The organism is Duganella sp. Root198D2 (genome assembly GCF_001428585.1).
Lineage (GTDB): Bacteria > Pseudomonadota > Gammaproteobacteria > Burkholderiales > Burkholderiaceae_D > Rugamonas.
This window is the reverse complement of record NZ_LMIC01000001.1, coordinates 309965-336347: the sequence shown is the minus strand read 5'-3', so window position 1 is coordinate 336347 and position 26383 is coordinate 309965. Positions and strand designations below refer to the sequence as shown.

The following is a 26383-nucleotide window of genomic DNA, read 5'->3' as shown; positions in this document are numbered from 1 at the left end:
CAAAGGAGCAATTCTTGTTACCTTCAGTTTAGGCCATAAAAGCCCCAACCACAGCTTCATTCTACGCCTGCGCGCGGGCGCGCACCGTTGAGTGTTGCTTATTTGCTGTCGAAATTTGTGACCCCGTCCCAGCCTGGTCCGGGCGGCTGTTCCCGGTAGCGGGCGATGCGTTCCAGGTACAGCGCATACAGCATGTTTTGCGGCGATGCGGCAGCCAGTGGCGCCAGCAATGCCTCGGCCGCCAGCCATTGCTGCGCGCGCAGCAGGGCCAGCGCCTGCTGCCATTGCTGCAGTGCAGCCTGGCCCGCCGCATCGAGCTCGCCTTGCAGGCCCAGCGGCTCGAAGATGGCCACCGGCTCCAGCTTGCCCTTGACCCGTACCAGGTCCAGTTCGCGCCAGGCAAATTCAGGCGCCGCCGCCCGCGTCGCAGCGCCCGCCACGATGCCCGCCCCGTACACCTTGGTGATGCCCTCCAGCCGCGAAGCCAGGTTCACCGCGTCGCCCATCACCGTATAGGCGCGGCGGATGCGCGAACCCATGTCGCCCACGTGCATCGGGCCGCTATTGATGCCGATGCCGATGCGCAGCGCAGGCCAGCCGCGCTGCTCGAATTCCAGGCTCAGGCGCGCCGCCGTGGCTTGCATCGCCAACGCCGTCGCCACTGCCCGCCCGGCATGGTCGCTGCAGGCCAGCGGCGCACCCCAGAACGCCATCACGGCATCGCCGATGTATTTGTCCAGGGTGCCGCGGTGGCGGTCCCGGATTTCTTCCGACATGGCAGTCAGGTAGCGGTTGATGTACTCGCGCAGCTCCTGCGGCGACAGGCCCTCGGCAATGGTGGTGAAGCCGCGCACGTCGACGAACATCACGCTCAGCTCGCGGCTCGCGCCCTCCATGCTGTATTGGGACGGGTCTTCCGCCATCTCCGCCACCAGCTCCGGCGCCACGTATTCGCCGAAGCGCGACACCAGGGCGCGCCCGCGCCGCACTTCGAAGAAATAACCCCAGGCCAGGTTCAGCACGAACAGCGCCATTGCCAGCAGCAGCAAGGTGGCCAGGTTCAGCACCGCGTCATAGCGGCGGTACAACAGGAAGTTCAGGGCCACCGTACCGGCCAGCGCCGCCAGCGACAGCAGGATGCCCCAGGCCGGCGCCAGTACCGGCAACGCCAGCGCCAGCACGCCGCCCAGCACCAGCGCCTGCAGCACTTCGATCTGCGTGGCCACGTCGGGCCGCTGCTTGAAGCTGTCGTCCAGAATCGACTTGACCAGGTTGGCGTGGATTTCCACCCCCGGGTATTCGGCGTTGACCGGGGTCGCGCGCAAATCGTTCAAGCCAGGGGCGCTGGTGCCGACCAGCACGATGGTGCCGGCCAGCAGTTCCGGTTTGGCGCGCCCTGCCAGCACGTCGGCCGCCGCCACATAGCGGAAAGCGCCGCCGGCCGGGCCGCCGCGTCCGCGGAACTGCACGGTATTGGTCAAGCCTTCACCGACCGGGATGCGCAGCTTCCCTTCGCTATGGAACAGGGCAATCGCATCCAGCCCGCCGCCCTGGCGCTCGGCCGCGCTCAAGGTATCGACACTACCCTGCCACAACGGCGCAATGGCGCGCCCACCCAGTGCTGCCGACACCGTGGCCAGCGCCAGCGTCGGGTAGTAACCGTCGCCGATGCGCTGCAGCAGGGCCGAGGAACGCACCAGGCCATCGCTGTCGACCAGCGCGGTAAAGATGCCGGCGCCTGCCGCTGCCGCTTGCAAGGGCGCGATATTGGCTTCATAGCCTTGCGCCGTGTAGGCGTCCAGCGTGCGCCCGTTCAGGCTCTCAACCGTGAACGCAGGCGCCGGCAGCACGCCCTTGCGCTGGCTGCCCGACAGGCTGTAACCCAGCACCACCGGCTGGCCGCGCATGGCAGCGGCCAGCCGGCCGTCGTAATCGAGCTGCGGCTGCAGCCCGGCCAGCGCGCGCGCCAGTCCCGGCACCTGGCGCAATTCGCCCTGCGCCAATTGTTCCAGTACGCCGTAGCCGGAGCTGGTGTCGGGCTCGGGGAAGGAGATGTCGAAGCCCACCGCCGCCACCTGGTAAGGACCGGTCAGTTGTTCGACCAGGCGCGCCACCTTGTCGCGGCTCCAGGGAAAGCGCCCCACTTCGGCCAGGCTGCGCTCGTCGATGTCGACGATGACGATGCGCGGATCGAGCTCTGGCACTTCGAGCCGCATGCGCAGGCCGGCGAAAAAGCTGTCCATGCGCGCCAGCGATTCCGACGGCAGCAACTGCACCAGCTGCAGCAGCGCCAGGGCCGTGAGCGCAAGCCCCAGCAGCCAGCGCGCACCGTAGCGTCGCAGCAGGCGGCGCATCACGGCGTGTATCCGGGGATGCGCGACTCGTCGACCGCGTCGACCTGGCGCGGGTCCATGTATTGCCGTGCGAATTCCAGGTAGACCTTGCGGCGGATGAAGATATCGAACAGGTCGGGATCGATATGCCCGTTCAGGCTGAACTTGCCCAGGATGTCGAGCGATTCGGACAGCATCTTGCCCTTCTTGTATGGCCGGTCGCGCGCAGTCAGGGCCTCGAAGATGTCGGCGATCGCCATCACGCGCGCCGGCACCGACATCTGTTCGCGCACCAGCCCGCGCGGATAGCCCTTGCCGTCCATCCGCTCGTGGTGCCCGCCGGCGTATTCCGGCACGTGCTGCAGGTGCTGCGGCCAGGGCAGCGATTCGAGCATGCGCACCGTGACCACGATATGGTTGTTGATCACTTTGCGCTCGGCCTCGGTCAGGGTGCCGAAACGGATGGTCAGGTTTTCCACCTCTTCCTCGCTGAGCAGGGCTTGCTCCTGACCGTCCGGGCCGCGCCAGCGCCGCCGGGCGATCCGGCTGACGCGCTGCTGCGCTTCGGGCGCCATGCCCTCGCCGCCGATATTGGCCTGGCGCAGGAACTCACGCTCGGCGCGCAACTGCTCCTGCTCCGCCGCCAGCGCCGCCTGCAGCGCCGGGCCGTCGCCGCCATCGAGCTCGGCGCGCAAGGCGCGCAATTCGGCGTCGCGCAGCAGCACCTCATAGCGCGTGTCGAGCAAGCCGATACGGTCGTAGATGGTCTGCAGCTTGGTCGCCTTGTCCACGACGTGCACCGGCGTGGTGATCTTGCCGCAATCGTGCAGCAGCCCGGCCAGCCATAGCTGCTTGCGCTCGCCTTCCGACAGGCGGAAAGCGGCCAGAGGCCCGCTCTCGGCAGCATGCGCAGCATCGGCCAGCATCATGGTCAATACCGGCACCAGCTGGCAGTGGCGGCCGGTATACGGAGACTTTTCGTCGATGCCGATGTTGATCAGGTTGACCAGCGCTTCCAGCAGTTGCTCGAGCTGGGCCACCAGTTGCTGCTTGGTCAGCGCCACCGCCGCCTGCGCTGCCAGCGCCTCGATGAAGCGCTGGTCGGTGGCGCTGAACACGCCGTCCGCATTGCCCGCGTTGACCAGCTGCAGCACGCCCAATAGCTGTCCTTCGTGGTCGCGCAGGGGCACCGTCAGGATCGAGCGCGTGCGGTAGCCAAAGCGCTGGTCGAACTGGCGCATGCCGGAGAAATTGAATTCGCCGGCCTGGTAGACATCGTCGATGTTTACCGCGCGGCCCTGGTTGGCCGCGTAGGCGGCTACCGAATCGAGCTTGGGCATGCCGGCCCCGTCCACCAGCGGCACCGGCGCTATGTCGATGGCGCCGCCGCTGCCGCCGCCCAGGTGCAGGCCCAGCGTATCGTTGACGGCGATATGGAACAAGAGCTTGGTGCGCCCGGCATCCGGGCGGTACAGGGTGCCGCCATCGGCATGGGTCAAGTGCTTGGCCGCCAGCAGGATGCGCTCGAGCAGTACCCCGGTATCCTGCCCGTCGCCCAGGGCGACGCTCAGTTCGGTGAGCTGTTCCAGCCGCGCCGCAAGCTGGGTCGGGGTCAAGTCTTCCATGCTTGAAGTGTATCCCTGCCGCGCCGGCGCACACAAGAATCTGCCTGTAACGGGCAAAAAAACGCTATGATCACTCTTGCCAATTCGACTAGCTTTTTAACAGGCAATCAAGTCAACAACACCAGGGGCCTTCGATGAAATTCAAGTTCTGGGGGGTGCGCGGTTCCATTCCCTCCCCCGGGCCGCGAACCGTGCGCTACGGCGGCAATACCACTTGCATTGAAGTACGCAGCGACGACGGCACCTTGATCGTGCTCGATGCCGGCACCGGCCTGTTCCCGCTGGCGCAAGCCCTGCTGGCCGCCCCCCAGCGTCCGATCGAAGCCAACCTGTTCATCAGCCACAGCCACTGGGACCATATCCACGGCCTGCCCTTTTTCTCGCCCTTGTTCGTGAAAGGCAGCCGCTTGCGCATTCACGGCGCCGGCGACCCCGCCATCGGCAAGGGCATCGAGCACGTGATGGGAGTGCAGCTCCAATTCAGCTATTTCCCGGTCGGCGAAGCGCAGATGGATGCCACCATCGAGTACCGCACGCTGGCGCCGGACGAAGCGGTGGAAGTCGGCGATGCCCGCGTGCGCCACGTGCTGATGAACCACCCGGTCACCGACCTCGGCTACCGCATCGACTGCAACGGCAAATCGCTGTTCTTCACCGGCGACCATGAACCGCCCGCCGACGCCGGGCACGCAGCCGCCATCGACGCCCTGGTGCAAGGCGTCGATGTCCTGGTCGCGGATTGTTCCTACACGCGCGACGAATACCCGGCCAAGGTGGGCTGGGGCCACGGCAGCTTCGACAGCGCGCTGGCGCTGGCGCTGCGCTGCGGCGCCGGCAGCCTGTATTGCACCCATCACGAACCGACCCGCAGCGACGACGAGCTGGAAGCGGTGTTCGCCGAAGTCATGGCGCGCCACGCCGGCCAGCTGGGCGGCCTGCAAGTATTCCTCGCCTACGAGGGACTGGAAGTCAACCTATGAGCAAAGCATGAGCGAATACGATCAACAGCCCGCCTCCGGCGCCGAGACGGAGCGCCGCCTGGCCTTCTTCCGCAAGCTGCAGGCCGTCACCACCAAAATCCACGCCACCAGCAACCTGGACGAGATCATGCTCGACCTGGGCATGGAGTTCTGCGACCTGTTCGAATGCGACCGCTTCACGCTGTATGCCATGGACCACGAGAAGAACTACATCGTGTCGAAGGTGAAAACCGGCATGACCAGCTTCCGCGACCTGAAGCTGGCGCTCAATCCCTCCAGCATTGCCGGCTATGTGGCCTTGTCGCGCCAGACCCTGAACATCCGCGACGTCTACGACGCCGACGAACTGCGCAGCATCTCGCCCGAGCTGCATTTCCAGCAGGGCGTGGACCAGCGCACCGGCTACCGTACGCGCCAGATGCTGGTGGCGCCGCTGGTGTCGCTGGCGCACGACAGCCTGCTGGGCGTGGTCCAGTTCATCAACACGCGCGACGGCGCGCCGTTCTCCTCGATCGCGCTGGAAGGCGTGCGCCAGTTGGGCGACACCCTGGCCGTGGCCTTCAGCCAGCGCCTGAAAGCGACACCGCTGCCGCGTACCCGCTACGATGCGCTGGTGGCCGACAGCGTGCTGTCGCCGCAGGAGCTGGAGCAGGCCCTGCGCAGCGCACGCGAAAAAGAAACCGATGTCGAAGCCGTGCTGGTGCAGGACTTCCACGTCAAGCCCGCCGTGCTCGGCGCCGCCCTGGCCAAGTACTACACCATCCCCTACGAGCCGGCGCGTCCCGACCGCGTGCGCCCGGCCGACCTGCTGAAGAAACTGCCGCTGCAGTACCTCGAAGAATCGGGCTGGGTGCCGCTGGAGGAAAACCGCGACGGCCTGCTGGTGCTGACCATCGATCCCGACCGCATTACGCAGTCGCACATCGTCAACCAGGTCTTCCCGCGCCTGCACGTCAACTATCGCGTCACCACGCGCGCCGAATTTGCCCAGACCCTGGCGCAGTTCTTCGGCGCCGGCGGCTCGGCCAGCGTGGATGAACTGCTGTCGGGCATGGGCAACGATGGCGAAGACGAAGGCGATGCGCCGCAGGAAGTGTCGGAGGCGGTGGAGAACGAGCTGGTCAAGCTGCTCAACAAGATCATCATCGATGCCCACCGCCAGGGCGTCTCGGACATCCACATCGAACCCTTGCCGGGCAAGGGCAAGACCGGCATCCGCTTCCGCAAGGACGGCGTGCTGGTGCCGTATATCGAGGTGCCCGCCTCTTTCCGCGCCGCGATGGTGGCGCGCATCAAGATCATGTGCGACCTCGATATTTCCGAGCGCCGCAAGCCGCAGGACGGCAAGATCAAATTCAAGAAATACGGGCCGCTCGACATTGAACTGCGCGTGGCCACCATCCCTTCCGCCGGCGGCGTGGAGGACGTGGTGATGCGCATCCTGGCGGCCGGCGAACCGATCCCCCTCGAGAAGCTGGGCGTGCTGCCGGCCAACCTGGACCGCTTGCGCGCCACGGTGGAAAAGCCGTATGGCCTGTTCTTCGTCTGCGGCCCGACCGGCTCGGGCAAGACCACCACGCTGCACTCGGTATTGAATTACCTGAACACGCCGGAAACCAAGATCTGGACCGCCGAAGATCCGGTGGAGATCACGCAGAAAGGTTTGCGCCAGGTGCAGGTCAACCGCAAGGCCGGGCTGGAATTCGCCACCGTGATGCGGGCTTTCCTGCGCGCCGACCCCGACATCATCATGGTCGGCGAGATGCGCGACAAGGAAACCGTAAGCATGGGCATCGAAGCTTCGCTGACCGGCCACCTGGTGTTCTCCACCCTGCACACCAACAGCGCACCGGAGTCGGTGGTGCGCCTGCTGGACATGGGCATGGACCCGTTCAATTTTGCCGATGCCCTGCTCGGCATCCTGGCGCAGCGCCTGGCCAAGCGCCTGTGCGTCAACTGCAAGCAGTCCTGCCATCCCGGCGAAGCGGAACTGGACCTGCTGCTGTCGGAATATTGCGAAGAGCTGCAAAACACCAGCGCCTTCCAGGGCAACGCCCTGTCCGCGCGCCAGCAGGTGCTGGCCGGCTGGCGCGAGCGCTACGCCGACGCCGAAGGGCGCTTCACGCTGTACCGGCCAGTCGGCTGCGAGCAGTGCAACAAGGGCTACCGCGGCCGCGTCGGCCTGCACGAACTGATGATCGGCACCGACCGCGTCAAGAAGCTGCTGCAGGAACATGCGCGGGTGGCGCAGTTGCTGGCCGCCGCGCTGGAGGATGGCATGCTGACGCTTAAAATGGACGGGATCGAAAAGATCCTGCTCGGGATTACCGATATCAAGGCCGTGCGCCAGGTGTGCATCAAATGATTTCCCATACTTTCCTGGGCGTCGCCGACTTCGACGCAGCCTTCCGTTTTCATGGCGCCGTGATGGCGGCGCTGGGCAACAGCCTGCGTTTTCGCGACGAGACACGGCCCTGGGCCGGCTGGCAGCCTGCCGCAGGCGGCCGCCCGCTGTTCCTGATCGGCAGCCCTTACGACGGCGCCCCCGCCGCGATCGGCAATGGCCAGATGGTGGCCTTGCTGGCGCCCTCGCGCGCCGCGGTCGATGCGGCCTACGCCGCCGCACTGGCAAACGGCGGTGCGTGCGAAGGTCCGCCCAGCCTGCGCCCGCACTACCACGCCAACTACTACGGCGCCTACTTCCGCGATCCCGACGGGAACAAGCTGGGCGTGGTCTGCCACGATCCGGCTTAAAGGGCTTTCTCGAAGCAGGCCGCGGCGGGATTGCCGGCGTAGCGTCCGAAATTCTCCGTGCGCCGGTAGCCGTGCGCCAGGTAAAACCGCACGGCGCGCGTGTTCACCAGCCGCGTTTCCAGCCGCAGCGCGCGATAGCCGATCAGGCGCGCTTCCGCTTCCAGCCACGCCAGTACGGCACTGCCGATGCCCTTGCTGCCGGGCCGCGCATACATGCGCTTGATCTCCGCCACGTTGTCGTCCAGCGGCCGCAACGCACCGCAGCCGACTGCCCGGCCTTGCGCGTCGCGCGCCAGCGCGAAGCGGCCGGCCGCGCCGCGTGCGTCTTGCGCGCTGAACCGGGTGCGGCCGCTGTCGCCGGTCAGCGCCCGCAGCGTGCCGTCCAGCTCCGCCATCAGCGCGACTGATTCCGGGGCGCCCGGATCGGCCGCCGCCACGCGCGGCAGCAGCTTGTACATGAAGGTTGCTGCGCCCAGGCGGCCATCGGGCATGGTGGCGAACTGGGGGATCTCGCCGCAGCGTTGGTAGCCCAGCTTCAGGTACATGCCTTCGGCCGGTTCGCCGCTGCAGGTATCGAGGACCAGCAGCGTGCGGCCCTGTTCGCGCGCGACCGCTTCGGCGTGCAGGACCAGTGCCTGCGCCAGGCCTTGGCGCCGTGCACGCGGGTGCACCAGCATCTTCGACAGTTCGGCGCGATGGCGGCCATTCGGCATGCCGGCCAATACCAGCTGCAGCGTCCCGTCGATCCGGCCGTCATCGCCGCGCACGATGAACAGGCGGCGCTCGCCGCGCTCTGTCGCGCTGTGCAGGCCCTGCCAGAACGCGCGCGTCTCTTCATGCGGGCATGGCAGCTCGAAGCCGACACTGGCGCCGGCCAGCACGCAGGCCCGCAGTACTTCCGCCAGTTGGTCGGCGTGCGCCAGCAGGCCGGCGCCATCCAGTTCTTCTATGGTTCGCATATCGCAATCAGGTAATGGGCCGATTCGGGGCCGGGACAGGAAAAGCGCGTCGCGCCGTACAGGTGAAAGCGCAGGCAATCGCCCGGCTGCAGCCGGTGCGTGCTGCCGTCGATGGTGTAATCGAGCGCGCCGGACAGCATCCACATATGCTGCTCCAGGCCGCGCACCGGCGGTTGCGCGTAATCGATCACTGCGCCGGGCGGCAGCCGCCCCTCGATCATCTCCGCCTTGAAGCCGCGCGCCGGCGGCGATACCATGCGGCGCACGAAGCCGGTGGCAGGATCGTGCCATTGCGCCTGTTCCTGGCGCCGGATCAATTGCACCGGCGCCAGCTCGACTTCCGCGATCAGGCGCGACATCGGCATGCCATATACGGCGCACAGCTTGCCCAGCATTTCCGCCGTCGGGCTGGTTTCGCCGCGCTCCAGGCGCGACAAGGTGGCGCGGCTGATGCCGCTGTGCGTGGCCAGTTCTTCCAGCGACAGCGCACGCTCTTCGCGCAAACCGGCCAGGCGCCGCACCAGGCGGTCTTCAAATGAATTTCCCATAACTGGGAATATATCCCAATTCTGAGACACTGTCGACAAAATAAAGGGGCGCCGCAGCGCCCCTTCCGGAATTACATGATGTGCTTACCGACCCACCAGGCCACCGCCGCAACAAACGCGGAAGCCGGAATGGTGAAGATCCACGCCCACACGATATTGCCCGCCACGCCCCAGCGCACGGCCGACATCTTCTGCGCCGAGCCGACGCCGACGATCGCGCCGGTGATGGTGTGGGTGGTGGAGACAGGCACGCCCCAGAAGGACGCCATCAGCAGGGTGATCGCACCGCCGGTTTCGGCGCAGAAGCCGCCCACCGGTTTCAGCTTGGTGATCTTCTGGCCCATGGTCTTGACGATACGCCAGCCGCCGAACAGGGTGCCGAACGAGATCGCGCCGTAGCAGGACACGATGACCCACACCGGCGGCGCCGTGTCGCCGGCAGCCACGTGGCCGGAAGCGATCAGCAGCATCCAGATGATGCCCATGGTTTTCTGCGCGTCGTTGCCGCCGTGACCCAGCGAATAGCCGGCCGCGGACACCAGCTGCAGGCGGCGGAACCAGCCGTCAACCTTGCGCGGCGTCGACTTCACGAAGACCCACGACACGATCAGCATGATCAGCGAACCAAGCACAAAGCCCAGCAGCGGCGCCACGACGATGAACACCACCGTCTTGATCAAGCCGCCGGAGATCAGCGCGCCGGTGCCGGACTTGGCCACCGCCGCACCCACCAGGCCGCCGATCAGCGCGTGCGAGGACGAAGACGGAATGCCGTAGTACCAGGTGATCACGTTCCAGACAATCGCCCCGATCAGCGCCCCGAAGATCACATAGTGGTCGATCACCGTGGGTTCGATCGTACCCTTGCCGATGGTGGTGGCCACTTTCAGGCCGACCACGAAGATCGCGACGAAGTTGAAGAAGGCAGCCATCATCACGGCGGTCTGCGGTTTCAGCACACCGGTGGATACCACCGTGGCGATCGCATTGGCGGCATCGTGGAAGCCGTTCATGAAGTCGAACACCAGTGCGAGGAAGACCAGTGCCCCCAGCGCCCAGATGCTAATTTCGAGGTTGCTCATGAAATGATCTTTTTAATTATGCGTTTTCGACGATGATGCCTTCGATGATGTTGGCAACATCTTCGCAGCGGTCGGTGACGGTTTCCAGGATCTCGTAGATCGCCTTCATCTTGATCAGGTTGCGCACATCCGGTTCATCGCGGAACAGCTTGGACATGGCAGCGCGCATCACGTGGTCGGCATCCGATTCCAGGCGGTCGATTTCTTCGCAGATGCTGACGATCTTGGAGGCGTTGTCCATGTTCGACAGCAGGGCCACGGCATCCTTCACCTTCTCGCAGCAAGCCAGCACCAGTTCGGCCAGGCGCTTGGCTTCCGGGGTCACGGAATGCAGGTCGTACAGCGATACGGTCTGGGCGGCGTCTTCCATCAGGTCCAGGATGTCGTCCATGCGGGTGATCAGCTTGTGGATGTCATCGCGGTCGAGCGGGGTGATGAAGGTTTTGTGCAGCAGGTCTACCGCCTGGTAGGTGATCTTGTCAGCCTGTTTTTCAATGCTTTCGATGGCGTGGACACGGTTTTCCAGGTCGTCGAAGTTGGCCATCAGGCCCAGCATTTCTTTGGCGCCCTTGACGCAAAGTTCGGCATGCTGGTTAAACATGTCAAAGAATTTGCCCTCCGAGGGCATCAAGCGTCCAAACATTTTTGTTCTCCGTTGGTTGATTCGTTGGTACTGCAGCATGGCCACCCAGCGTGGCCCGCCTGGTAATCAGTCGCCTTGGTAGATCGACAGGTTACCGGTGTAATTGCCAAACTTGGTGTACGCACCGATCCAGGTCAGGCGGATCGCCCCGATTGGACCGTTACGCTGCTTGCCGATAATGATTTCGGCGGTGCCTTTATCCGGCGAGTCCGGGTTATAGACTTCGTCGCGATACAGGAAAATGATCACGTCGGCGTCCTGCTCGATAGCGCCGGATTCGCGCAGGTCGGACATGACGGGACGTTTATTGGGACGTTGTTCCAGCGATCGGTTCAGCTGGGAGAGCGCAATGACGGGGCAATGCAGCTCTTTGGCCAGGCCCTTCAGGGAGCGCGAGATCTCGGAGATCTCGGCCGAGCGGTTGTCGCCCGGCTGGCTGCCCTGCATCAGCTGCAGGTAGTCGACCACGATCAGGCCCAGCTTGCCGCATTGGCGGGCCAGGCGGCGCGCACGGGCGCGCATCTCGATCGGGTTCAGTGCCGGGGTCTCGTCGATATAGACCTGGGCGTCATTCATCTTCTGGATGGCGTGCGTCAGGCGCGGCCAATCCTCGTCGATCAGCTTGCCGGTACGCAGGCGGTGCTGGTCCAGCATGCCTACCGAACCGAGCATACGCATGGCCAGCTGCACGCCGCCCATCTCCATCGAGAACACGGCGACCGGCAGGCCGGCCTCCACCGCCACGTTTTCGGCGATGTTCATCGAGAAAGCGGTCTTGCCCATGGATGGACGCCCCGCCACGACCACCATGTCGCCCGGCTGCAGGCCGGAAGTCATCCTGTCCAGGTCGGTCCAGCCGGTCGGCACGCCGGTGATTTCGGAGCCGCTATCGCGCGAATACAGTTCATCGATGCGCTCCACCACCTGGGTCAGCAGGGGCTGCACCGGCAGCCAGCCGGCGGCGCCGCGCGAGCCGGCTTCGGCGATGGCAAAGATCTTCGATTCCGCCTCGTCCAGGATCTGCTTCACTTCCTTGCCTTGCGGGCTGAAGGCATTGCCCGACACTTCGTCGGCTACCGTGATCAGCTTGCGCAGCACGCCGCGGTCGCGCACGATTTCGGCATAGCGGCGGATATTCGCGGCCGAGGGCGTGTTTTGCGCCATGGCGTTCAGGTAGGCCATGCCGCCCACCTCTTCCGCCTTGCCCAGCATGCTGAGCGCTTCGAACACGGTTACCACGTCAGCCGGCTTGCCCGAGTTAATCAGGCGCACCATCTGCTCGAAGATGATGCGGTGGTCGTAGCGGTAGAAGTCTTCCGCATTCATGAAGTCCGCAATACGGTCCCACGCCGCGTTGTCGCGCAACAAACCACCGATGACAGATTGCTCTGCCTCGATCGAGTGCGGCGGGATGCGGAGGGAATCGACTTGTGGGTCGGACTGGGGTGCGGCGTTCATGGCGCGCATTATACCTGCTTCGGCAACGCCGTAAGAATCCCTGGAAATAAAAAAAGCCGGGCGAACCCGGCTTTTTTGCTGTATTTACGACGCTGATTAAGCAGCTTCGCCAACAACAGCTACGGTCACTTCCGCCACGACGTCGGTGTGCAGGGCCACGGCCACTGGGAACTCGCCGGTGGTCTTCAGAGGACCGGTTGGCAGGCGCACAGCGGACTTTTCCACTGCGAAGCCAGCTTTGGTCAGGGCTTCAGCGATGTCGAAGTTGGTCACGGAACCGAACAGACGGCCGTCAACGCCGGCTTTCTGCGATACGGTCACGGTCATGCCGTTCAGCTTTTCGCCTTGGGCTTGGGCAGCAGCCAGCTTGGCGGCAGCAGCTTTTTCCAGTTCAGCGCGCTTGGCTTCGAATTCAGCAACAGCAGCAGCGGTAGCGCGGCGTGCCAGTTTCTGAGGGATCAGGAAGTTACGGGCGTAGCCGTCTTTCACTTTCACCACGTCGCCCAGGTTGCCGACGTTAACAACTTTTTCCAAAAGGATGATTTGCATATTATTTCTCCAGGATCTCTGATCTGATCGCTAATTAAGCGTGGTGCAGATCGGTGTACGGCAGCAGGGCCAGGTAGCGGGCGCGCTTGATCGCGGTGTCAACTTGACGCTGGTAGTGCGCCTTGGTGCCGGTCAGGCGTGCTGGCATGATCTTGCCGTTTTCCTGGACGAAATCTTTCAGGGTGTCTACGTCTTTGTAGTCCACTTGCTCAACGTGAGCTGCGGTGAAGCGGCAGAACTTCTTGCGCTTGAACAGTGGATTTTGTTGCTTGCGCTTTTCTTTCAGCTTGAGCTTGTTTTTGTCGAACTTTTTACCGAATGCCATTTTAGGCTCCTGTATTTAAATGTGCGCTGCTTGGGCAGCACGAAAATCAATGATGTGAAACACCAGGGTTCTGCTATTGCGGTTCTTCTTGGCCAGGAAACCGGTGAACTCGTACAAGCCTCCAAGGGGCGCCTGACTGAAGCGTTTTGACAACTCGCCTGCCGCAACGGCAGGGATCTCAAACTCGCTCAGTCGGGCAATGCCTGCCTCTGTCTGCTGCGAACTGTGCTGCAAGCTTGCATTCACAATCGGCAGGCCGGCCGGGGTGTAACGAATTTCATCCCGTTCGGCAATCAGGGCGGTAACCCGGAGCTGGTTGTACAGACCGTCTCCTGTCAGGAATTAGGCCGCTGCAGGAGCTGCTGGGGCTTCGGCGCGATGGCTCTTGGCCGCGTCTTCACGCTGGACCGACTTCATCATTGGGGAAGGAGCGGTTTCCGCTTTCTTCATCTTGACGGTCAGGTGACGCAGCACGGCATCATTGAATTTGAATGCGGTTTCCAGCTCAACCAGGGTCTCGTTGTCGCACTCGATGTTCAGGCAGATGTAGTGTGCCTTGGCCAGTTTCTGGATCGAGTAAGCCATTTGACGGCGGCCCCAATCTTCAACACGGTGCACGTTACCGCCGCGCGAGGTCACGCTGGCTTTGTAACGTTCGATCATCGCGGGCACTTGCTCGCTCTGGTCCGGATGGACGATAAATACGATTTCGTAGTGACGCATTAATAACTCCCTTAAGGACTGTGAATATAGCCCACCCCGGCGTCAAGACGGGTGTGGGAAGAGGTAAGCCCGCAAGCATAGCAGACTTTGCCGGCCGGCTCAAGCTTTACTGATGGCGCGCAAGGCCCCTTTCCCCCGGGCTGGCATGCTGGGCCATGGACCGCCCCGACCTCGCATGGAAGCTGATCGCCAGCCGTTATCCGGCCGATTTCCTGCGGCTGTTCTTTCCTGATGTCGCCGCGAGCATCGATTGGGGCCACGGTTATCGCCTTCCCGACCACGAACTGGCGCCAGCCAGCGATAGCGCGGCAGCGGCCCCGCGCCATCCCGATGTGATCATTCTTACCACAAATCGGGATGGACGCGACCTTTGCCTCCATATCGAAATCCAATGCTGCCGCCAAGCAGGATTCGACCGGCGCATGGCGGAATACCACACTGCCTTACGTGCGCGTTTTGGGCTGCCGGTCATCAGCTTGGCCTTGCTCGCCGACCCCGGCCTCCACTGGCGCCCCGAACGGTTCGACAGCAACGAGGCCGGGAGCGGATTTTCCGTTCAGTTCCGCGTCGCCAAGTTGATGGATTTCCGCGACCGGCTCGAAGAACTTGCGGCCACCGACAACCCGGCAGGATTCACCGCCCTTGTCCACTTAAAGCTGCGCCAGACGCGCCACAATCCAGCGCGACGCGAGCCAACCAAAGAATTACTGGTGGGACTGATGCACGAAAAAGTATGGCTCGTCGATGAACTTTTCGTGTTGCAGGCAGTCTTAGACTACATGATCCCGTTACCGTCGAAGTGGCAAAGGAGATTACCCATGGATATCGACGATCTGCTCAGGCTGCAGCCCACGCTGCCCAAGAACAGCCTGAATTACATGCTAGCCGAAAACATCCGCAAGACGCTTGCCAGGGAGGGCGACAGGGTGCGCAAATCAGCTGCGGCGGAAGGCCATGCCGAGGGTCACGCAGAAGGTCTGGCTGAAGGTATGGCTGAAGGTAAGGCTGAAGGTAAGGCTGAAGGTATGGCTGAAGGTAAGGCTGAAGGTAAGGCTGAAGGTAAGGCTGAAGGTAAGGCTGAAGGTAAGGCTGAAGGTATGGCCGAAGGCGAACAGCTCGGATTGAGACGCGGCAAGGTAGAGTTGCTGGCGGCGCAACTTGCCAGCCGTTTCACGCCGCTGCCTTCATCCGTACTCTCCCGCCTGCGCCAGGCGAGCCCGGAACAGTTGGACGCCCTTGGGCTGGCCGTGTTCGAGGCCGAATCCCTTGCCGAAGCGCTGGCCAAAGCCAGGCTAAGCCCCTGACGCGTCGCCAGGCGCCGCGATCACGGCCCGCCGCGCATTGGTCGATTGCAGGATTCCGACCAGGAATCCAAGCCCCGCAGCGAACCAGACTGCGGAAGCCATGGCATCGAATGTCCATACGCGTTCAGGAAATCTGTACAAATAAGGCAACACCAGCAAGCCACGCAGCAGGCAAACAGCAGCCACCGTCCCTTGCACCATCTGCGCAAAAGGCAGCCAGCGCAGCAGGCCGGCCCCCGCCAACGCATACAAGGCGCAAACCAGCATCAGCACGCCAATTGCCATCGCACCAGTCGGTGCCAGCAACCCGCCGGCTTGTGCCGAAGCCACTACCTTGGGCGGCGCCTGCAGGAACGCATACCATTCGGGGCCGAGCAAAGGGGCCACGAAATGGATCAGGGCACCGAACAAAGAAATCCCCGCCGCCAGCAAGAAAGCAAATCGTCCCATCCCTGCCCTCCAATGGTTGTCGAATCGACATTAAGCCGAATATTTTCTGCCGATGCAACAAATTTGCTTGCAATTCGATCCACACTGTACAAAAATACAGACTGTCTATATTCACAGTTCACCATAGCGCCATGATCAAGCTCACAGCACGACAAGAACAGATTCTCAACCTGATCAAGGATGCGATCGACAACACCGGCTTCCCGCCCACTCGCGCCGAGATCGCGGCGGAACTTGGCTTCAAATCCGCCAACGCCGCGGAAGAACACTTGAAAGCCCTGCAGCGCAAGGGGGCTATTGAAATCACCGCCGGCACCTCGCGCGGCATCCGCCTGACCGGCAACTTCGGCGGCGCCTCGACCGGCACCGCCGCCCCACGCCAGTCAGCGCGCGCCAAAATCGAATTTGACGACATGCCAGCCGTACCGGCCGGCATGCTGGTCTCCCTGCCGCTGATCGGCCGCGTGGCCGCCGGCTCGCCTATCCTGGCGCAGGAAAACCTGGAAACCACCTACAACGTCGACCCCAAGCTGTTCTCGGCGAAGCCGGACTTCTTGCTGAAGGTGCGCGGCGAATCGATGCGCGACATCGGCATCATGGACGGCGATCTGCTGGCGGTGAAAAAGACTGACACTGCCCGCAATGGCCAGGTCGTCGTGGCCCGCATCGGCAACGATGTCACGGTCAAGACCTACCGCAAGACCGGCAGCAAGATCGAACTGCTGCCTGAAAATCCGGACTTCAAGATCATCACAGTCAGTCCGGAAGACGACTTCGCGCTGGAAGGCCTGGCCGTCGGCCTGATGCGGACCTGGCACTGATGCCATCCTTCAAGGCGCGGCTGATACCCCAAGTAGCAGCACTGCCATAGGCCCGATGCCGCCATGGCTGTTCTGCGCAACCAACCGCATTCGCGCCCTGCCCGGCTGGCGCCATCCTTACGGCATGCCCGGCGCCGTGACGTTTTAAGCCAGCCTGCTCCCCGATTCCTGCAGCCTGTCGCACTCGGCTGCCACGGCATGGCCCGCCCGAGTTATCCTTCTTGTATCGAAAAAAGAGGAGATAACATGCACTTCCGCCGTATCAGCTCGATCGTGTGCGCCTTCGCATTGTCGGCTTCCACCGCATACGCCGCCGCCCCGCAACAACAATTCGCCAATATGGGCGACCTGCAGCTTGAAAACAAGGCCACCATCAGCGACTGTTCGATCGGCTACCGCACCTTCGGCACCCTGAATGCCGACAAATCCAACGTCATCCTGTTCACAACCTGGCACACCGGCACCAGCCGCGATGCGGCCGGCATGCTGCAAAGCGGCGCCCTGTTCGATCCCGCACCGTGGTACGTGATCGTGGTCGATGCCCTGGGTAACGGCGTGTCTTGCTCACCATCCAACAGCAAGGCGCAGCCCGGCCCCTCCTTCCCGCAATTCACGGTACGTGACATGGTCGCCAGCCAGTACAAGCTGCTGACCGAAAAGCTGGGCATCAAGCACGTGCACGCAGTGATGGGCTATTCGATGGGCGGCATGCAGGCTTTCCAGTGGGCCGCCAGCTACCCTGGCTTCATGGACGTTGCGATCCCGATCGCAGGCACCCCGCGCCTGACATCTTCCGACATGCTGTTCCTGCGCATCGTGGAGAAATCGGTTCTCGACGAGCCGGCATATGCCGGCGGCCGCTACGCCAGGAACCCGCCGCTGCCGATGTATAACCTGCTGTTCGCGATGAACTTCGACAGCCCGGCACATCGCAGCGCGCGCACCGCGCCGAAGGACTTCGAAAGATTCTTCCGCGAGAGCCAGGCCTCCGAGCCTGACAGCACGGACGCCAACAACTCCCTGTGGCAGATCCGCGCCGTACTGGGCCACGATATCTCCCAGGGCGGCAAGCTGGAAGAAGCGGCGCCACGCATCAAGGCGCGGCTGGTCCCGATCAACGCCGCGCAAGACCACCTGGTGAACCCTGGCCCTGCGATTGCTTTCGCCAAGTTGCGCAAGGAAGAAGCCACCGTGCTGGACACCGACTGCGGCCACGCGGCACTGCGCTGCGCCATGCCAGCCATGAAGGCGGTTGTGGAAAAAGCGCTACGCTAGCCCTGCCGCCTGTCCCGCCAATCCTGCATTTCGTCGCAGCCACGCTCCCCGGGTGGCTGCGCTGACTTACAGTCATCAAAAACACACCACCACCGGGGAGATTTCATGTTCAAGCCTTTGTGCATCGCAGCCGCGATGCTGGCAGCGCGATCCGCGTTCGCCTTCGACAACCAGACCAACCACTACCGCCTGAGCATCGACAAGGATGCCCAGCGCGCCCACGTCGAAGCCGACGTCTGGGTCGAGGGCCGTGAACTGGTGCTGTTCAATTGCATGCCGATCCCGCAACTGAAGAATGGCCAGGCCGACCTGATCGAAAAGCTGGCCGTGCGCGACATGGCCGGCAGCGCCGTCGCGCTCAACGATAAAGGCGAAGGCGAATACGAGGTCGATGGCGACCGCCGCCTGCGCTTGTCCTACGACATCCGGCTGGAACACGACAAATACCAGTGGCCGGGCGGGAACGAAGAAGTGTCCTATCACACCGACGAAGGGCTGATGTCGGTCGGCTACCCGCTGTTCATTGTGCCGGGCGTGAAAATGCACGGTGAAACCGAAGTCGCCTTCGACCTGCCAGCGGGCTGGAAAGCCAATACCCCGTGGCGCAGCGCCGGCAAGGCGGCTACCTTCGTCGTGGATTCGCGCCGCGAACTGGTAAACAACGCCTTCTTCTTCGGCACGGCGCGCTCGGAAACCTTCAAGGCCGGCGGCGTCGAAATGACGCTGGTGATGGGCAAGCAATACTGGAAGCGCCGCGACGCCTTCATCTCCATGATCGACAAACAGATGAACAGCTACCGGAAGCTGTACGGCCGCGGCCCGGTCGCAGACCGCTTCCTGATCGTGGTCAACCAGGGTGATAGCGGCGACGGCGGCGCTTTCGCCGGCTCCTTCAGCCAATACCTGAAAGACGATGGCAGCGAAGTGGCGCGCCCGATCTGGGGCAAGGTGATGGCGCACGAATTGGCCCACTTCTGGGACGGCCACTCGCTGGTGCCGAAAAACGAAAGCGAAGAGTGGTTCAAGGAAGGCGTAAACGACTACGTCACCGTGGTCACCATGGCGCGCAACAAGCTGATGGACCGCACTATGCTGATCCAGCAGCTGGAGAACCTGGCGCGCGGCCAGAACGTGGCGCGCAATGTGCAGGGGCTGACCGTCACGGTGCGCGAAGCGGTAAAGGACAAACACCGCAACTGGCTGCTGGTTTACGGCGGTGGCACCATTGCAGGCCTGGCGATGGACGTGGAACTGCGCAAGGCAAGCAAGGGGAAGGTCAGCCTGGACACGCTGCTGCACGAGATGTACAAGGAATTCGGCCAGAAGGGCAAGGTGTACGAGCAGGCCGACATCGTGCGCATCGGCAAGGTGATCGGCGGCGTCGATCTCGACCCGCTGTTGAACAACATCGTCGCCACCAGCAAGGCGCCCGACCTCGCGTCCCTGTTCAAGGACATCGGCCTGCGCCTCGAGCAGTTCGGCATGCTGGAAACCTACCTGCTGCGCGATCCGGCAGCTAGCGCCGAGCAGAAGGCCCGCTTCAGCGCCATCTTCGGCACGCCTTACTGAAGCGGCGTCGCCAGGTAAGCGTATGCACAGTGCGCCGCGCGCGCCGCCATCTCCTCATCGGTCATGGCGGCTGCGCCGTGCCAAAGCGACTCCTGGTCCAGGGTATAGCTCTGGATCGTACATGCCATTCCCGTGACGGCGAAATGCACAGCGCTGCGCTTTGGCGTATGTCGAACCTCGGTGCGGTGCCGCATCAGCAAATCGACCATCAGTTCCACGTTCATGCGCATGATCTCACGCGCATCCTGGACGAAACCGGTATCGGAATCGCTTTCCATGAAGCGCATCAGCGCCCGCAATAAGTGAGGATATGCGCGGTACTGCTCCAACAGCTGCGTAGCCATCTGCCCCAGGCTTTCCGCCAGGCTGGTACGCGAGATCTTTTGCGCAGCCTGGGCCTGGTTTGACTCGTTGCTGCTTCTCAGGACCTTGAGGAAGGCCGCTCGCAGCAGGGCTGATTTATCCGCAAATCGGCGATAGACGCTGGCCGGTGCCACTTGTGCCAGCTCGGCGATGCGCGGAATGAGCGCGGCATCCAGCCCCTCCTCTTCCAGTATCTGCAACGCCGCATTCAGCAGGCGCTCCTCCGTATCGCGGCTGCGCTGCTGGCGCGCCGGGGGCATTTGCTTGTCCATGCCGCAAAGTATAGACATTTTCGGCGAAAAATGTAAAAGTGAATTCGCATTCACATTCACATTCACATTCATATTTTTAGCAAGGAAATCCCATGTCCGTGCTGTCCACCATCTACTCCTTCGCAATCTGCATCCTCCTGCCGCTGGTCGAAGCCGCCTCATCGCGCCGGCTGAAGGCCGACAGCGATAGCGCAAGCCGGCGCGCAAGCTATCGCAAGGACCTCGCCATGCTTTGGCTGATGGCCGGTGCAGCAGCATGGCTCAGTGCCCCGGCCAGCCTGTTCGAGGCCCCGGGCAGCGTGGATGGCATGGCGTGGCTCACGACTGGTGGCGCCATTGCACGCTGGCTGGTGCTGGGCAGCGCACTGTTGCTGGCCGCCGTGATGACTGCGCAGGCCGTGTATTGCCTGTTCAATGCCCGGTTCCAGCGGCAATGCGAGGCCGCCGCACAGTCCTTGAAATTCATGCTGCCGGTCGGAACGCGCGAACGGCGCTGGTGGATCGTTCTCGCAGTGTCGGCGGGGGTCTGCGAAGAACTGGTGTACCGGGGCTTCCTGCTCACCTGCTTTGGAGAACTGGGGCTGGCTTGGGCATGGCTGCTCAGTTCTGCTGCTTTCGGGCTGGCGCATGCCTACCAGGGCGCCATTGCGGCCCTGCGCGCGGCTGTCGTCGGTGGGATATTGGGTTTGGTGGCGATCGCCAACGGCCATCTGGCGCTGGCGATCGTATTGCACATTATGCTGGACTTGCTACCGCTGGCCTACTACCGGCCGGCCGCGGAATCAGTCGAGGGCGCTGCGGAAGTCAGCGATCAGGTCGTCGGTGTCTTCGATGCCGACTGACACGCGGATCAGGGAATCGGCAATGCCCATGGAGGCGCGGCGCTCCGGGCCCATCTCGTAGAAGATGGTGTGCGAGACCGGAATGACCAGGGTGCGGGTGTCGCCCAGGTTGGAAGTCGGGATCGCCAGCTTCAATTTGTTCAGGTAATCGAAGCAGTCGATGCCGTCTTTCAGCTCGAAACTCAGCAGCGAACCAAAGTCTTTGAACAGCTCCGCTGCAATGCCATGCTGCGGATGCGATTTCAGGCCCGGGTAATACACGGCCGCCACGCGCTGGTCGGCTTCCAGCATCGCGGCCAGCGCACGCGCGTTGGCCGAAGTGCGGTCCATGCGCAGCGCCAGCGTCTCGGCGCCGACCGCAATATGGTGCGCCGCTTCCGGCGCCAGCGAGGCGCCGAAATCACGCAGCGCCTTGGCGCGGATCTGCACCAGGCCCCACTGCACTGAAGGGTTCTTCTTGTAGTTTTCGAAGATGTTCGGGAACCGGGTCCAGTCGTAAGCGCCCGTGTCGGTCAACGCGCCCCCAAGCGCGTTGCCATGGCCGCCAATCGACTTGGTCAGCGCGTTCACTACCAGGCCTGCGCCCACGTCCTTGGGACGGAACAGGTATGGCGACGTCATCGTGTTGTCGACGACGTACAGGATGCCGCGCTGCGCGCACAGCTCGCCGATGCGTTTCAGGTCGGCGATCTGGGTGCGCGGGTTGGCAATGGTCTCCACGAACACCATGCGCGTTTCAGGCTTGAGCGCGGCAGCCACATTGGCCACGTCGGTGGCGTCGACGAAGTCCACGCCCACGCCCTGCCCCGCCACGGTTTGCCACAGCGAGTTGGTATTCCCGAACAGGAACGACGACGACACGACATGGTCGCCGGCACGCAGCAGCGCCTGGAACACGGCGCCGATGGCGCCCATGCCCGTGGCAAAGCAGATCGTGCCCACGCCCTGCTCCATCTTGCTGACCTTATCCTCCAGCGCGGCAACCGTCGGGTTGCCCTGGCGCCCGTAGCGGAAGCCCGGCTCCTTGCCCTGGAAGACCGACGCCAGCTGGCGCGCGTCGGCATAGCCGAAGGTCACCGAAGTGTGGATCGGCTTGTGCAGCGAGCCGTGTTCGATGCCTTTCTGGCGGTCGTTGTGCAGGATGGTGGTCGTGAAGCCGTAGTTCTTCATCAGGATTCCGATGCAGTGTTCAGGTTCAGCTGCGTGCGGGCCGCATCTTCAGCAACCTTGGCCTTGGTCGGGTTGTGGCGCGCCTGTTCGATGCGGTCCAGGTACTCGGCCGACACGTCGCCGGTGATGTACTTGCCGTCGAAGCAGGACGCCTCGAATTCAGTCAGCGCAGGATTGACGTCGGCGATGGATTTCTTCAGGTCTTCCAGGTCCTGGTAGACCAGCGCGTCGGCGGTGATCTCTTCGCAAATTTCCTGCACCGTGCGGCCGTGGGCGATCAGCTCGTCGCGGGTCGGCATGTCGATGCCGTACACGTTCGGGTACAGCACCGGCGGCGCGGCGGAGGCGAAGATCACTTTCTTGGCGCCGGCTTCGCGCGCCATCTGCACGATTTCGCGCGAAGTGGTGCCGCGCACGATGGAGTCGTCCACCAGCAGCACGACCTTGTCCTTGAATTCGTCGCCGATGGCGTTCAGCTTCTGGCGTACGGACTTCTTGCGCATCGCCTGGCCCGGCATGATGAAGGTGCGGCCGATGTAGCGGTTCTTGATGAAGCCTTCGCGGTAATCCACGCCCAGGCGCATCGCCAGCTGGATGGCGGCCGGACGCGAGGAGTCGGGGATCGGCATGACGACGTCGATGCCTTCGGCCAGGCCTTCGCGCTTGATCTTGTCGGCCAGGTATTCGCCCATTTTCAGGCGGGTGTTGTAGACGGAGGCGCCGTCGATCACGGAGTCGGGACGCGCCAGGTAGACGTATTCGAACACGCATGGGTTCAGCTTCGGTGCCGCGGCGCAGATCTGCGCGTGCAGGTTGTTGTCCATGTCGATGAAGATCGCCTCGCCCGGCAGCACGTCGCGCACGAAGCGGAAGCCCATGCCTTCCAATGCCACGGATTCGGAGGCAATCATGTATTCGGTGCCTTCCGGCCCTTCATTGATGCCCAGGCACAGCGGGCGGATACCGTTCGGGTCGCGGAACGCCAGCATGCCGCTGCCGGCGATCTGCGCCACCGCCGCATAGCCGCCGCGCACGCGCTTGATCAGCACAGTCACCGCCTGGAAGATATTCGCAGGGGTCAGGGTAACGCCGGTCGATGCCTTCTGGATTTCGTGCGCCAGCACGTTCAGCAACACTTCCGAATCGGAGTCGGTGTTGATGTGGCGGCGGTCGATCTTGAACATCTCGTCCTTGAGCTGTTCCCAGTTGGTCAGGTTGCCGTTGTGCGCCAGGGTGATGCCGAATGGTGCGTTGACGTAGAACGGCTGCGCTTCTTCTTCGCTGGAAGAACCGGCGGTCGGGTAGCGGCAGTGGCCGATACCGGAGGTGCCGTTCAGCGAACGCATGTTACGGGTGCGGAACACGTCGCGCACCAGGCCATTGGCCTTGTGCATGGAGAACGTGTTGCTTTGGTTGGTTGCGATACCTGCCGCATCCTGGCCGCGGTGCTGCAACAGCAGCAGCGCGTCATACAGCATCTGGTTGACTGGTTGGTGGGATACGACGCCGACGATGCCACACATGGTGTGCTCCTAAACTTGGTGCTGCGGATTTAAAGAATTCTAAAAATGGACATGCTCCGCCATCGCGGCGGGCAGGAATGGTTTCACGGTACGCACGCCGGATTCCGCCATGGGACTCAACAGCGCGTTCTTCCAGAATTCCTGCTTGGGCATCGTGGTCATCCCACACAATATGACGCCAACCAGCACAATCACAATGCCGCGGCCGAACCCGAACAGGGCTCCCAGGCCGCGATCGGCGAACGACAGGCCGCCCGCCTCGATCAGCGCATTGATTGCCATGGTCAGCAAGGCCATGAGGATGAGCACTCCGACAAACAGTGCAATGAAGGCAACGATCAGGCGCACTACGGCGCCCGGCAGGGCTTCCGGCAGCATGTCAGCCAGCCACGGGCCGTAAGCATTGGCGACCACGAAGGCGACGATCCAGCCGGCCAGCGACAATACCTCTTTGATCAGGCCGCGCATGGTACTAATGACGATGGATGCGATCAGCACGAAAATAACCAGGTAATCGAAAATCGTCACGTCAGCGCAGCCTCAAATCGTCAGTCAGGCCGGGGTAAGGCTGCCGCTCAGGCCCAGTTTGCCCAGTTTGGCTTTGACCTTTTCGGCTTCTTCCTTGTTCGGGAACGGGCCGACCCGCACGCTGGTCAATTCACCGTTTGCGGTATTGACCTTTTGCGCATAAGACTTGATGCCGGCCTCGCCCAGCTTGCGCTGCAGCTCGTCCACTTTATCCTTTGCGGCGAAGGCGCCAACCTTGATCACGTACTTGGTTAAGGGCGCTGCTTCGGCTGGCTTGCCCTCCAGGATAGCCATGGCGCGCGCATCGTCTGAATGGGCAGGCTTGGCTTCCGCTTTAGGCTCCGGTTTCTTTGGCTCCGGCTTCGGTTCGGGGTGCTTCACCTCGGCCTTGGCGACTTTGGGCTCGGCCGCTTTTGGCGGCTTCGCAGGTTCGGTCACGGCCGGCCTGGCAGGCACGTTGACAAATTCCTCGCCCTTATCCAGGGACGAACCGGCTGCGGCGACCGGGCCAACGGTGCGCGAGCTCGGTGCGGCAGCAGACGGCTTGGTGGTGGCTGGAGCCGGCGCGGGCGGCTGCGCGATGGCAGGCGCCGGTGCGACGGCAGGGCCGCCATTCAGCGGCTCGCCCGGCTTGTCCTTGGACGGCATATTGATCGCGATATCGGAGACCGACGATTTAGGCTCGGAATCGAGCAGCATCGGCAGGCCGATGGCAACGGCCAGCGCCAGCGCGATCGCGCCTACCAGGCGGCGGCGCGCGCGTTTCTTCTCGGGCAGTACAGGATCTTGGGTATTTTTGCTGCTGTTGCGGCGCGGCGCGGCGTCGGCGCCAGCGCTGGATGCGCGCTTGGAACGGGCCTTTTCGTCGAGAGCCCTGTCGTCCTGTGCGCGGTAGTAGCCGCTGTCTTCACCAGCAACATCTTGCTTGTTTTTGCCAAATTTCGATAACAAGCCCATGCGGAATTTTCTCAGTGGAGTGAGGATTTTTTCGCCGCCATGACGCCGGCGACAGTCAGGAATGATCCAAAGACCACAATTCTATCATTCTCGCCCGCCCTGCCCATCGCATTTGCGAATGCTTGACCTGGGTCATCGAAAATATTAGCGCTTCTTTCGCCCATTTTCGGTTCAATTGACTGCACCTTGGCGGCCAGTTCGGAAGCGGTGGCCGCGCGCGGCGATGGCAAATTGGTAAGGCACCAATGGTCGACGCATGGCGCCATGGCCGTGATCACGCCATCGATATCCTTGTCATGCATGGAACCGAACACCGCGAAGGTGTAAGGGCTGAAACCCATATTGCCGACGTTTTGCGCCAGCGCCGCCGCAGCGTGCGGGTTGTGCGCCACGTCATAGATCACGGTCGGGCGGCCGGGCAGGACCTGGAAGCGGCCCGGCAGCTCCACCATTACCAGGCCGGTACGCACTTCCTGGGCGCCGACCGGCAGTTCCATCTTCAGCGCTTCCAGCGCTGCCAGTGCCGCGCAGGCGTTCAGCAGCTGGTTGGCGCCGCGCAGGCCGGGATAAGCCAGGGAATTGCGGCGCTGTGAACGGCCGCCGTAGTTCCACTGTTGCTTGTCGCCGGCGTAATTGAAGTCGCGGCCCATCAGCCACAGGTCGGCGCCGATTTCCATGGCGTGATCGATCAGGGACTGCGGCGCTACCGGGTCGCTGCAGATGGCAACTTTGCCAGTGCGGAAAATGCCGGCCTTCTCAAAGCCGATCTGTTCGCGCGTGCCGCCGAGGTAATCGACATGGTCGATATCGACACTGGTCACGATCGAGACGTCGGCGTCGATCACGTTGACCGCGTCCAGGCGGCCGCCCAGGCCCACCTCCAGGATGACCACGTCCAGCGTCGCTTGCGACATCAGGTGCATGATGGCCAGCGTGGTGAACTCGAAATAGGTCAGCGAGATATCGCCGCGCGCCCGCTCCACGAAATTGAAACTCTCCACCAGCTGCTCGTCGCTGGCCATGTCGCCATTCAATCGCGCACGCTCATTGAAGTGCAGGAAGTGCGGCTTGATATAGAGGCCGACCCGGTAGCCGCCCTGCAGCAGGATCGATTCCAGCATGGCGCAGGTCGAGCCCTTGCCGTTGGTGCCGGCCACCATGATGACCGGGCATTTGAAAGCCAGCGCCATGCGTTGCTTGACAGCGCGCACGCGGTCCAGGCCCATGTTGATAACGGTTTCGGCGTGGCGCGACTCGATCAGCGCAAGCCATTCAGGGAGGGTATTCGGGAGATTGGACATTGTCGCCAGGGAGGGATTTTTGGGCGCGC

At 63.1% G+C, this 26383-nt stretch carries 26 protein-coding genes; 8 read left to right on the top strand and 18 right to left on the bottom strand.

The genetic code is table 11. From position 1 onward, the window contains the following. Positions 1–98: 98 nt before the first annotated feature. Together ASE26_RS01585 and ASE26_RS01580 are read right to left on the bottom strand one after the other, a co-directional pair. The gene (locus ASE26_RS01585; protein WP_200953806.1) at positions 99–2354 is read right to left on the bottom strand and encodes a CHASE2 domain-containing protein; all 2256 of its coding nucleotides are present in this window, start codon (positions 2352–2354) and stop codon (positions 99–101) included. Further along, positions 2354–3958 carry an HD family phosphohydrolase gene (locus tag ASE26_RS01580; protein WP_055931270.1) on the bottom strand — a complete coding sequence of 535 codons (1605 nt, stop codon included), beginning with the start codon at positions 3956–3958 and terminating at the stop codon, positions 2354–2356. Before ASE26_RS01580 ends, ASE26_RS01585 begins: the two co-directional genes overlap by 1 nt. A 134-nt stretch (positions 3959–4092) precedes the next feature. On the opposite strand from ASE26_RS01580, the gene ASE26_RS01575 reads away from it, so the two are divergent. The 3 genes from ASE26_RS01575 to ASE26_RS01565 are packed head-to-tail and all read left to right on the top strand — an operon-like array spanning position 4093 to position 7692. Further along, positions 4093–4938, top strand: a complete 846-nt coding sequence (locus tag ASE26_RS01575) for an MBL fold metallo-hydrolase (protein WP_055931267.1) — start codon at positions 4093–4095, stop codon at positions 4936–4938. A 7-nt stretch (positions 4939–4945) separates the two neighbouring features. After that, entirely contained in the window at positions 4946–7303 is a 2358-nt protein-coding gene (locus tag ASE26_RS01570; RefSeq protein ID WP_055931264.1) for a GspE/PulE family protein, read from the top strand. Then, positions 7300–7692 (top strand): VOC family protein, encoded by a 393-nt coding sequence (locus ASE26_RS01565; RefSeq protein ID WP_055931261.1) that lies wholly within the window; start codon positions 7300–7302, stop codon positions 7690–7692. Before ASE26_RS01570 ends, ASE26_RS01565 begins: the two co-directional genes overlap by 4 nt. Here the strand turns inward: ASE26_RS01565 and ASE26_RS29640 are convergent. From ASE26_RS29640 to rpsF, 9 genes are all read right to left on the bottom strand, one after another. Next, on the bottom strand, positions 7689–8651 hold the full coding sequence (locus ASE26_RS29640) for a GNAT family N-acetyltransferase (RefSeq protein ID WP_082507314.1): 963 nt from the start codon (positions 8649–8651) through the stop codon (positions 7689–7691). The genes ASE26_RS01565 and ASE26_RS29640 overlap by 4 nt on opposite strands. Continuing rightward, complete coding sequence (locus ASE26_RS01550) at positions 8639–9199, bottom strand: helix-turn-helix domain-containing protein (RefSeq protein ID WP_055931257.1); 561 nt, start codon at positions 9197–9199, stop codon at positions 8639–8641. The genes ASE26_RS29640 and ASE26_RS01550 overlap by 13 nt, the downstream gene beginning before the upstream one ends. Before the next feature lie 71 nt (positions 9200–9270). Next, positions 9271–10281, bottom strand: coding sequence for an inorganic phosphate transporter (locus ASE26_RS01545; RefSeq protein WP_055931254.1), 1011 nt, complete (start codon positions 10279–10281; stop codon positions 9271–9273). Positions 10282–10297: 16 nt separating this feature from the next. Continuing rightward, complete coding sequence (locus ASE26_RS01540; RefSeq protein ID WP_055931252.1) at positions 10298–10924, bottom strand: DUF47 domain-containing protein; 627 nt, start codon at positions 10922–10924, stop codon at positions 10298–10300. A 66-nt stretch (positions 10925–10990) separates the two neighbouring features. Further along, a complete protein-coding gene (locus ASE26_RS01535) occupies positions 10991–12382 on the bottom strand; it encodes a replicative DNA helicase (protein ID WP_055931884.1) in 1392 nt (463 codons plus the stop codon). A gap of 96 nt (positions 12383–12478) precedes the next feature. Then, positions 12479–12931: a 50S ribosomal protein L9 gene (gene rplI, locus ASE26_RS01530; RefSeq protein ID WP_055931250.1), complete on the bottom strand. Its 453-nt coding sequence runs from the start codon at positions 12929–12931 to the stop codon at positions 12479–12481. 34 nt (positions 12932–12965) lie between these two features. Continuing rightward, entirely contained in the window at positions 12966–13256 is a 291-nt protein-coding gene (gene rpsR, locus ASE26_RS01525; RefSeq protein WP_028104935.1) for a 30S ribosomal protein S18, read from the bottom strand. Positions 13257–13271: 15 nt separating this feature from the next. Next, entirely contained in the window at positions 13272–13580 is a 309-nt protein-coding gene (gene priB, locus ASE26_RS01520) for a primosomal replication protein N (RefSeq protein ID WP_055931247.1), read from the bottom strand. Positions 13581–13598: 18 nt separating this feature from the next. Further along, the gene (gene rpsF / locus ASE26_RS01515) at positions 13599–13979 is read right to left on the bottom strand and encodes a 30S ribosomal protein S6 (protein WP_028104933.1); all 381 of its coding nucleotides are present in this window, start codon (positions 13977–13979) and stop codon (positions 13599–13601) included. A 155-nt stretch (positions 13980–14134) separates the two neighbouring features. On the opposite strand from rpsF, the gene ASE26_RS30390 reads away from it, so the two are divergent. Continuing rightward, a complete protein-coding gene (locus tag ASE26_RS30390) occupies positions 14135–15283 on the top strand; it encodes a DUF4351 domain-containing protein (protein WP_057245488.1) in 1149 nt (382 codons plus the stop codon). Here the strand turns inward: ASE26_RS30390 and ASE26_RS01505 are convergent. Further along, positions 15272–15733, bottom strand: coding sequence for a hypothetical protein (locus tag ASE26_RS01505; protein WP_057245487.1), 462 nt, complete (start codon positions 15731–15733; stop codon positions 15272–15274). The genes ASE26_RS30390 and ASE26_RS01505 overlap by 12 nt on opposite strands. A 131-nt stretch (positions 15734–15864) precedes the next feature. Between ASE26_RS01505 and lexA the strand changes: the two genes are divergently transcribed. The 3 genes from lexA (at position 15865) to ASE26_RS01490 (ending at position 19398) form a co-directional block, all read left to right on the top strand. Then, positions 15865–16554: a transcriptional repressor LexA gene (lexA, locus tag ASE26_RS01500; RefSeq protein WP_055931238.1), complete on the top strand. Its 690-nt coding sequence runs from the start codon at positions 15865–15867 to the stop codon at positions 16552–16554. Between the two features lie 246 nt (positions 16555–16800). Beyond that, entirely contained in the window at positions 16801–17829 is a 1029-nt protein-coding gene (locus ASE26_RS01495) for an alpha/beta fold hydrolase (protein ID WP_055931235.1), read from the top strand. A 105-nt stretch (positions 17830–17934) separates the two neighbouring features. Continuing rightward, the gene (locus tag ASE26_RS01490) at positions 17935–19398 is read left to right on the top strand and encodes a hypothetical protein (RefSeq protein WP_057245486.1); all 1464 of its coding nucleotides are present in this window, start codon (positions 17935–17937) and stop codon (positions 19396–19398) included. On the opposite strand, the gene ASE26_RS01485 is transcribed toward ASE26_RS01490, so the two are convergent. Beyond that, positions 19392–20033, bottom strand: coding sequence for a TetR/AcrR family transcriptional regulator (locus ASE26_RS01485; protein ID WP_057245485.1), 642 nt, complete (start codon positions 20031–20033; stop codon positions 19392–19394). The two genes, ASE26_RS01490 and ASE26_RS01485, sit on opposite strands and share 7 nt — an antisense overlap. A 92-nt stretch (positions 20034–20125) precedes the next feature. Between ASE26_RS01485 and ASE26_RS01480 the strand changes: the two genes are divergently transcribed. After that, positions 20126–20875: a CPBP family intramembrane glutamic endopeptidase gene (locus tag ASE26_RS01480; RefSeq protein WP_057245484.1), complete on the top strand. Its 750-nt coding sequence runs from the start codon at positions 20126–20128 to the stop codon at positions 20873–20875. Here the strand turns inward: ASE26_RS01480 and ASE26_RS01475 are convergent. The 5 genes from ASE26_RS01475 to folC are packed head-to-tail and all read right to left on the bottom strand — an operon-like array spanning position 20816 to position 26354. Further along, positions 20816–22045, bottom strand: a complete 1230-nt coding sequence (locus ASE26_RS01475) for a cystathionine gamma-synthase family protein (protein WP_057245483.1) — start codon at positions 22043–22045, stop codon at positions 20816–20818. The genes ASE26_RS01480 and ASE26_RS01475 overlap by 60 nt on opposite strands. Next, on the bottom strand, positions 22045–23568 hold the full coding sequence (purF, locus tag ASE26_RS01470; RefSeq protein ID WP_055931217.1) for an amidophosphoribosyltransferase: 1524 nt from the start codon (positions 23566–23568) through the stop codon (positions 22045–22047). Before purF ends, ASE26_RS01475 begins: the two co-directional genes overlap by 1 nt. Before the next feature lie 39 nt (positions 23569–23607). Continuing rightward, the gene (locus ASE26_RS01465; RefSeq protein WP_055931214.1) at positions 23608–24096 is read right to left on the bottom strand and encodes a CvpA family protein; all 489 of its coding nucleotides are present in this window, start codon (positions 24094–24096) and stop codon (positions 23608–23610) included. 24 nt (positions 24097–24120) lie between these two features. Next, the gene (locus tag ASE26_RS01460) at positions 24121–25053 is read right to left on the bottom strand and encodes an SPOR domain-containing protein (RefSeq protein WP_057245482.1); all 933 of its coding nucleotides are present in this window, start codon (positions 25051–25053) and stop codon (positions 24121–24123) included. Between the two features lie 11 nt (positions 25054–25064). Next, positions 25065–26354, bottom strand: coding sequence for a bifunctional tetrahydrofolate synthase/dihydrofolate synthase (gene folC, locus ASE26_RS01455; RefSeq protein WP_057245481.1), 1290 nt, complete (start codon positions 26352–26354; stop codon positions 25065–25067). Positions 26355–26383 lie beyond the last annotated feature (29 nt).

Excerpts from the sequence above, each read along its gene's own strand:
- ASE26_RS01585 (WP_200953806.1), bottom strand. The coding sequence starts at position 2,354 with ATGCGCCGCCTGCTGCGACGCTACGGTGCGCGCTGGCTGCTGGGGCTT.
- ASE26_RS01580 (WP_055931270.1), bottom strand. The coding sequence starts at position 3,958 with ATGGAAGACTTGACCCCGACCCAGCTTGCGGCGCGGCTGGAACAGCTC.
- ASE26_RS01575 (WP_055931267.1), top strand. The coding sequence starts at position 4,093 with ATGAAATTCAAGTTCTGGGGGGTGCGCGGTTCCATTCCCTCCCCCGGG.
- ASE26_RS01570 (WP_055931264.1), top strand. The coding sequence starts at position 4,946 with ATGAGCGAATACGATCAACAGCCCGCCTCCGGCGCCGAGACGGAGCGC.
- ASE26_RS01565 (WP_055931261.1), top strand. The coding sequence starts at position 7,300 with ATGATTTCCCATACTTTCCTGGGCGTCGCCGACTTCGACGCAGCCTTC.
- ASE26_RS29640 (WP_082507314.1), bottom strand. The coding sequence starts at position 8,651 with ATGCGAACCATAGAAGAACTGGATGGCGCCGGCCTGCTGGCGCACGCC.
- ASE26_RS01550 (WP_055931257.1), bottom strand. The coding sequence starts at position 9,199 with ATGGGAAATTCATTTGAAGACCGCCTGGTGCGGCGCCTGGCCGGTTTG.
- ASE26_RS01545 (WP_055931254.1), bottom strand. The coding sequence starts at position 10,281 with ATGAGCAACCTCGAAATTAGCATCTGGGCGCTGGGGGCACTGGTCTTC.
- ASE26_RS01540 (WP_055931252.1), bottom strand. The coding sequence starts at position 10,924 with ATGTTTGGACGCTTGATGCCCTCGGAGGGCAAATTCTTTGACATGTTT.
- ASE26_RS01535 (WP_055931884.1), bottom strand. The coding sequence starts at position 12,382 with ATGAACGCCGCACCCCAGTCCGACCCACAAGTCGATTCCCTCCGCATC.
- rplI (WP_055931250.1), bottom strand. The coding sequence starts at position 12,931 with ATGCAAATCATCCTTTTGGAAAAAGTTGTTAACGTCGGCAACCTGGGC.
- rpsR (WP_028104935.1), bottom strand. The coding sequence starts at position 13,256 with ATGGCATTCGGTAAAAAGTTCGACAAAAACAAGCTCAAGCTGAAAGAA.
- rpsF (WP_028104933.1), bottom strand. The coding sequence starts at position 13,979 with ATGCGTCACTACGAAATCGTATTTATCGTCCATCCGGACCAGAGCGAG.
- ASE26_RS30390 (WP_057245488.1), top strand. The coding sequence starts at position 14,135 with ATGGACCGCCCCGACCTCGCATGGAAGCTGATCGCCAGCCGTTATCCG.
- ASE26_RS01505 (WP_057245487.1), bottom strand. The coding sequence starts at position 15,733 with ATGGGACGATTTGCTTTCTTGCTGGCGGCGGGGATTTCTTTGTTCGGT.
- lexA (WP_055931238.1), top strand. The coding sequence starts at position 15,865 with ATGATCAAGCTCACAGCACGACAAGAACAGATTCTCAACCTGATCAAG.
- ASE26_RS01495 (WP_055931235.1), top strand. The coding sequence starts at position 16,801 with ATGCACTTCCGCCGTATCAGCTCGATCGTGTGCGCCTTCGCATTGTCG.
- ASE26_RS01490 (WP_057245486.1), top strand. The coding sequence starts at position 17,935 with ATGTTCAAGCCTTTGTGCATCGCAGCCGCGATGCTGGCAGCGCGATCC.
- ASE26_RS01485 (WP_057245485.1), bottom strand. The coding sequence starts at position 20,033 with ATGGACAAGCAAATGCCCCCGGCGCGCCAGCAGCGCAGCCGCGATACG.
- ASE26_RS01480 (WP_057245484.1), top strand. The coding sequence starts at position 20,126 with ATGTCCGTGCTGTCCACCATCTACTCCTTCGCAATCTGCATCCTCCTG.
- ASE26_RS01475 (WP_057245483.1), bottom strand. The coding sequence starts at position 22,045 with ATGAAGAACTACGGCTTCACGACCACCATCCTGCACAACGACCGCCAG.
- purF (WP_055931217.1), bottom strand. The coding sequence starts at position 23,568 with ATGTGTGGCATCGTCGGCGTCGTATCCCACCAACCAGTCAACCAGATG.
- ASE26_RS01460 (WP_057245482.1), bottom strand. The coding sequence starts at position 25,053 with ATGGGCTTGTTATCGAAATTTGGCAAAAACAAGCAAGATGTTGCTGGT.
- folC (WP_057245481.1), bottom strand. The coding sequence starts at position 26,354 with ATGTCCAATCTCCCGAATACCCTCCCTGAATGGCTTGCGCTGATCGAG.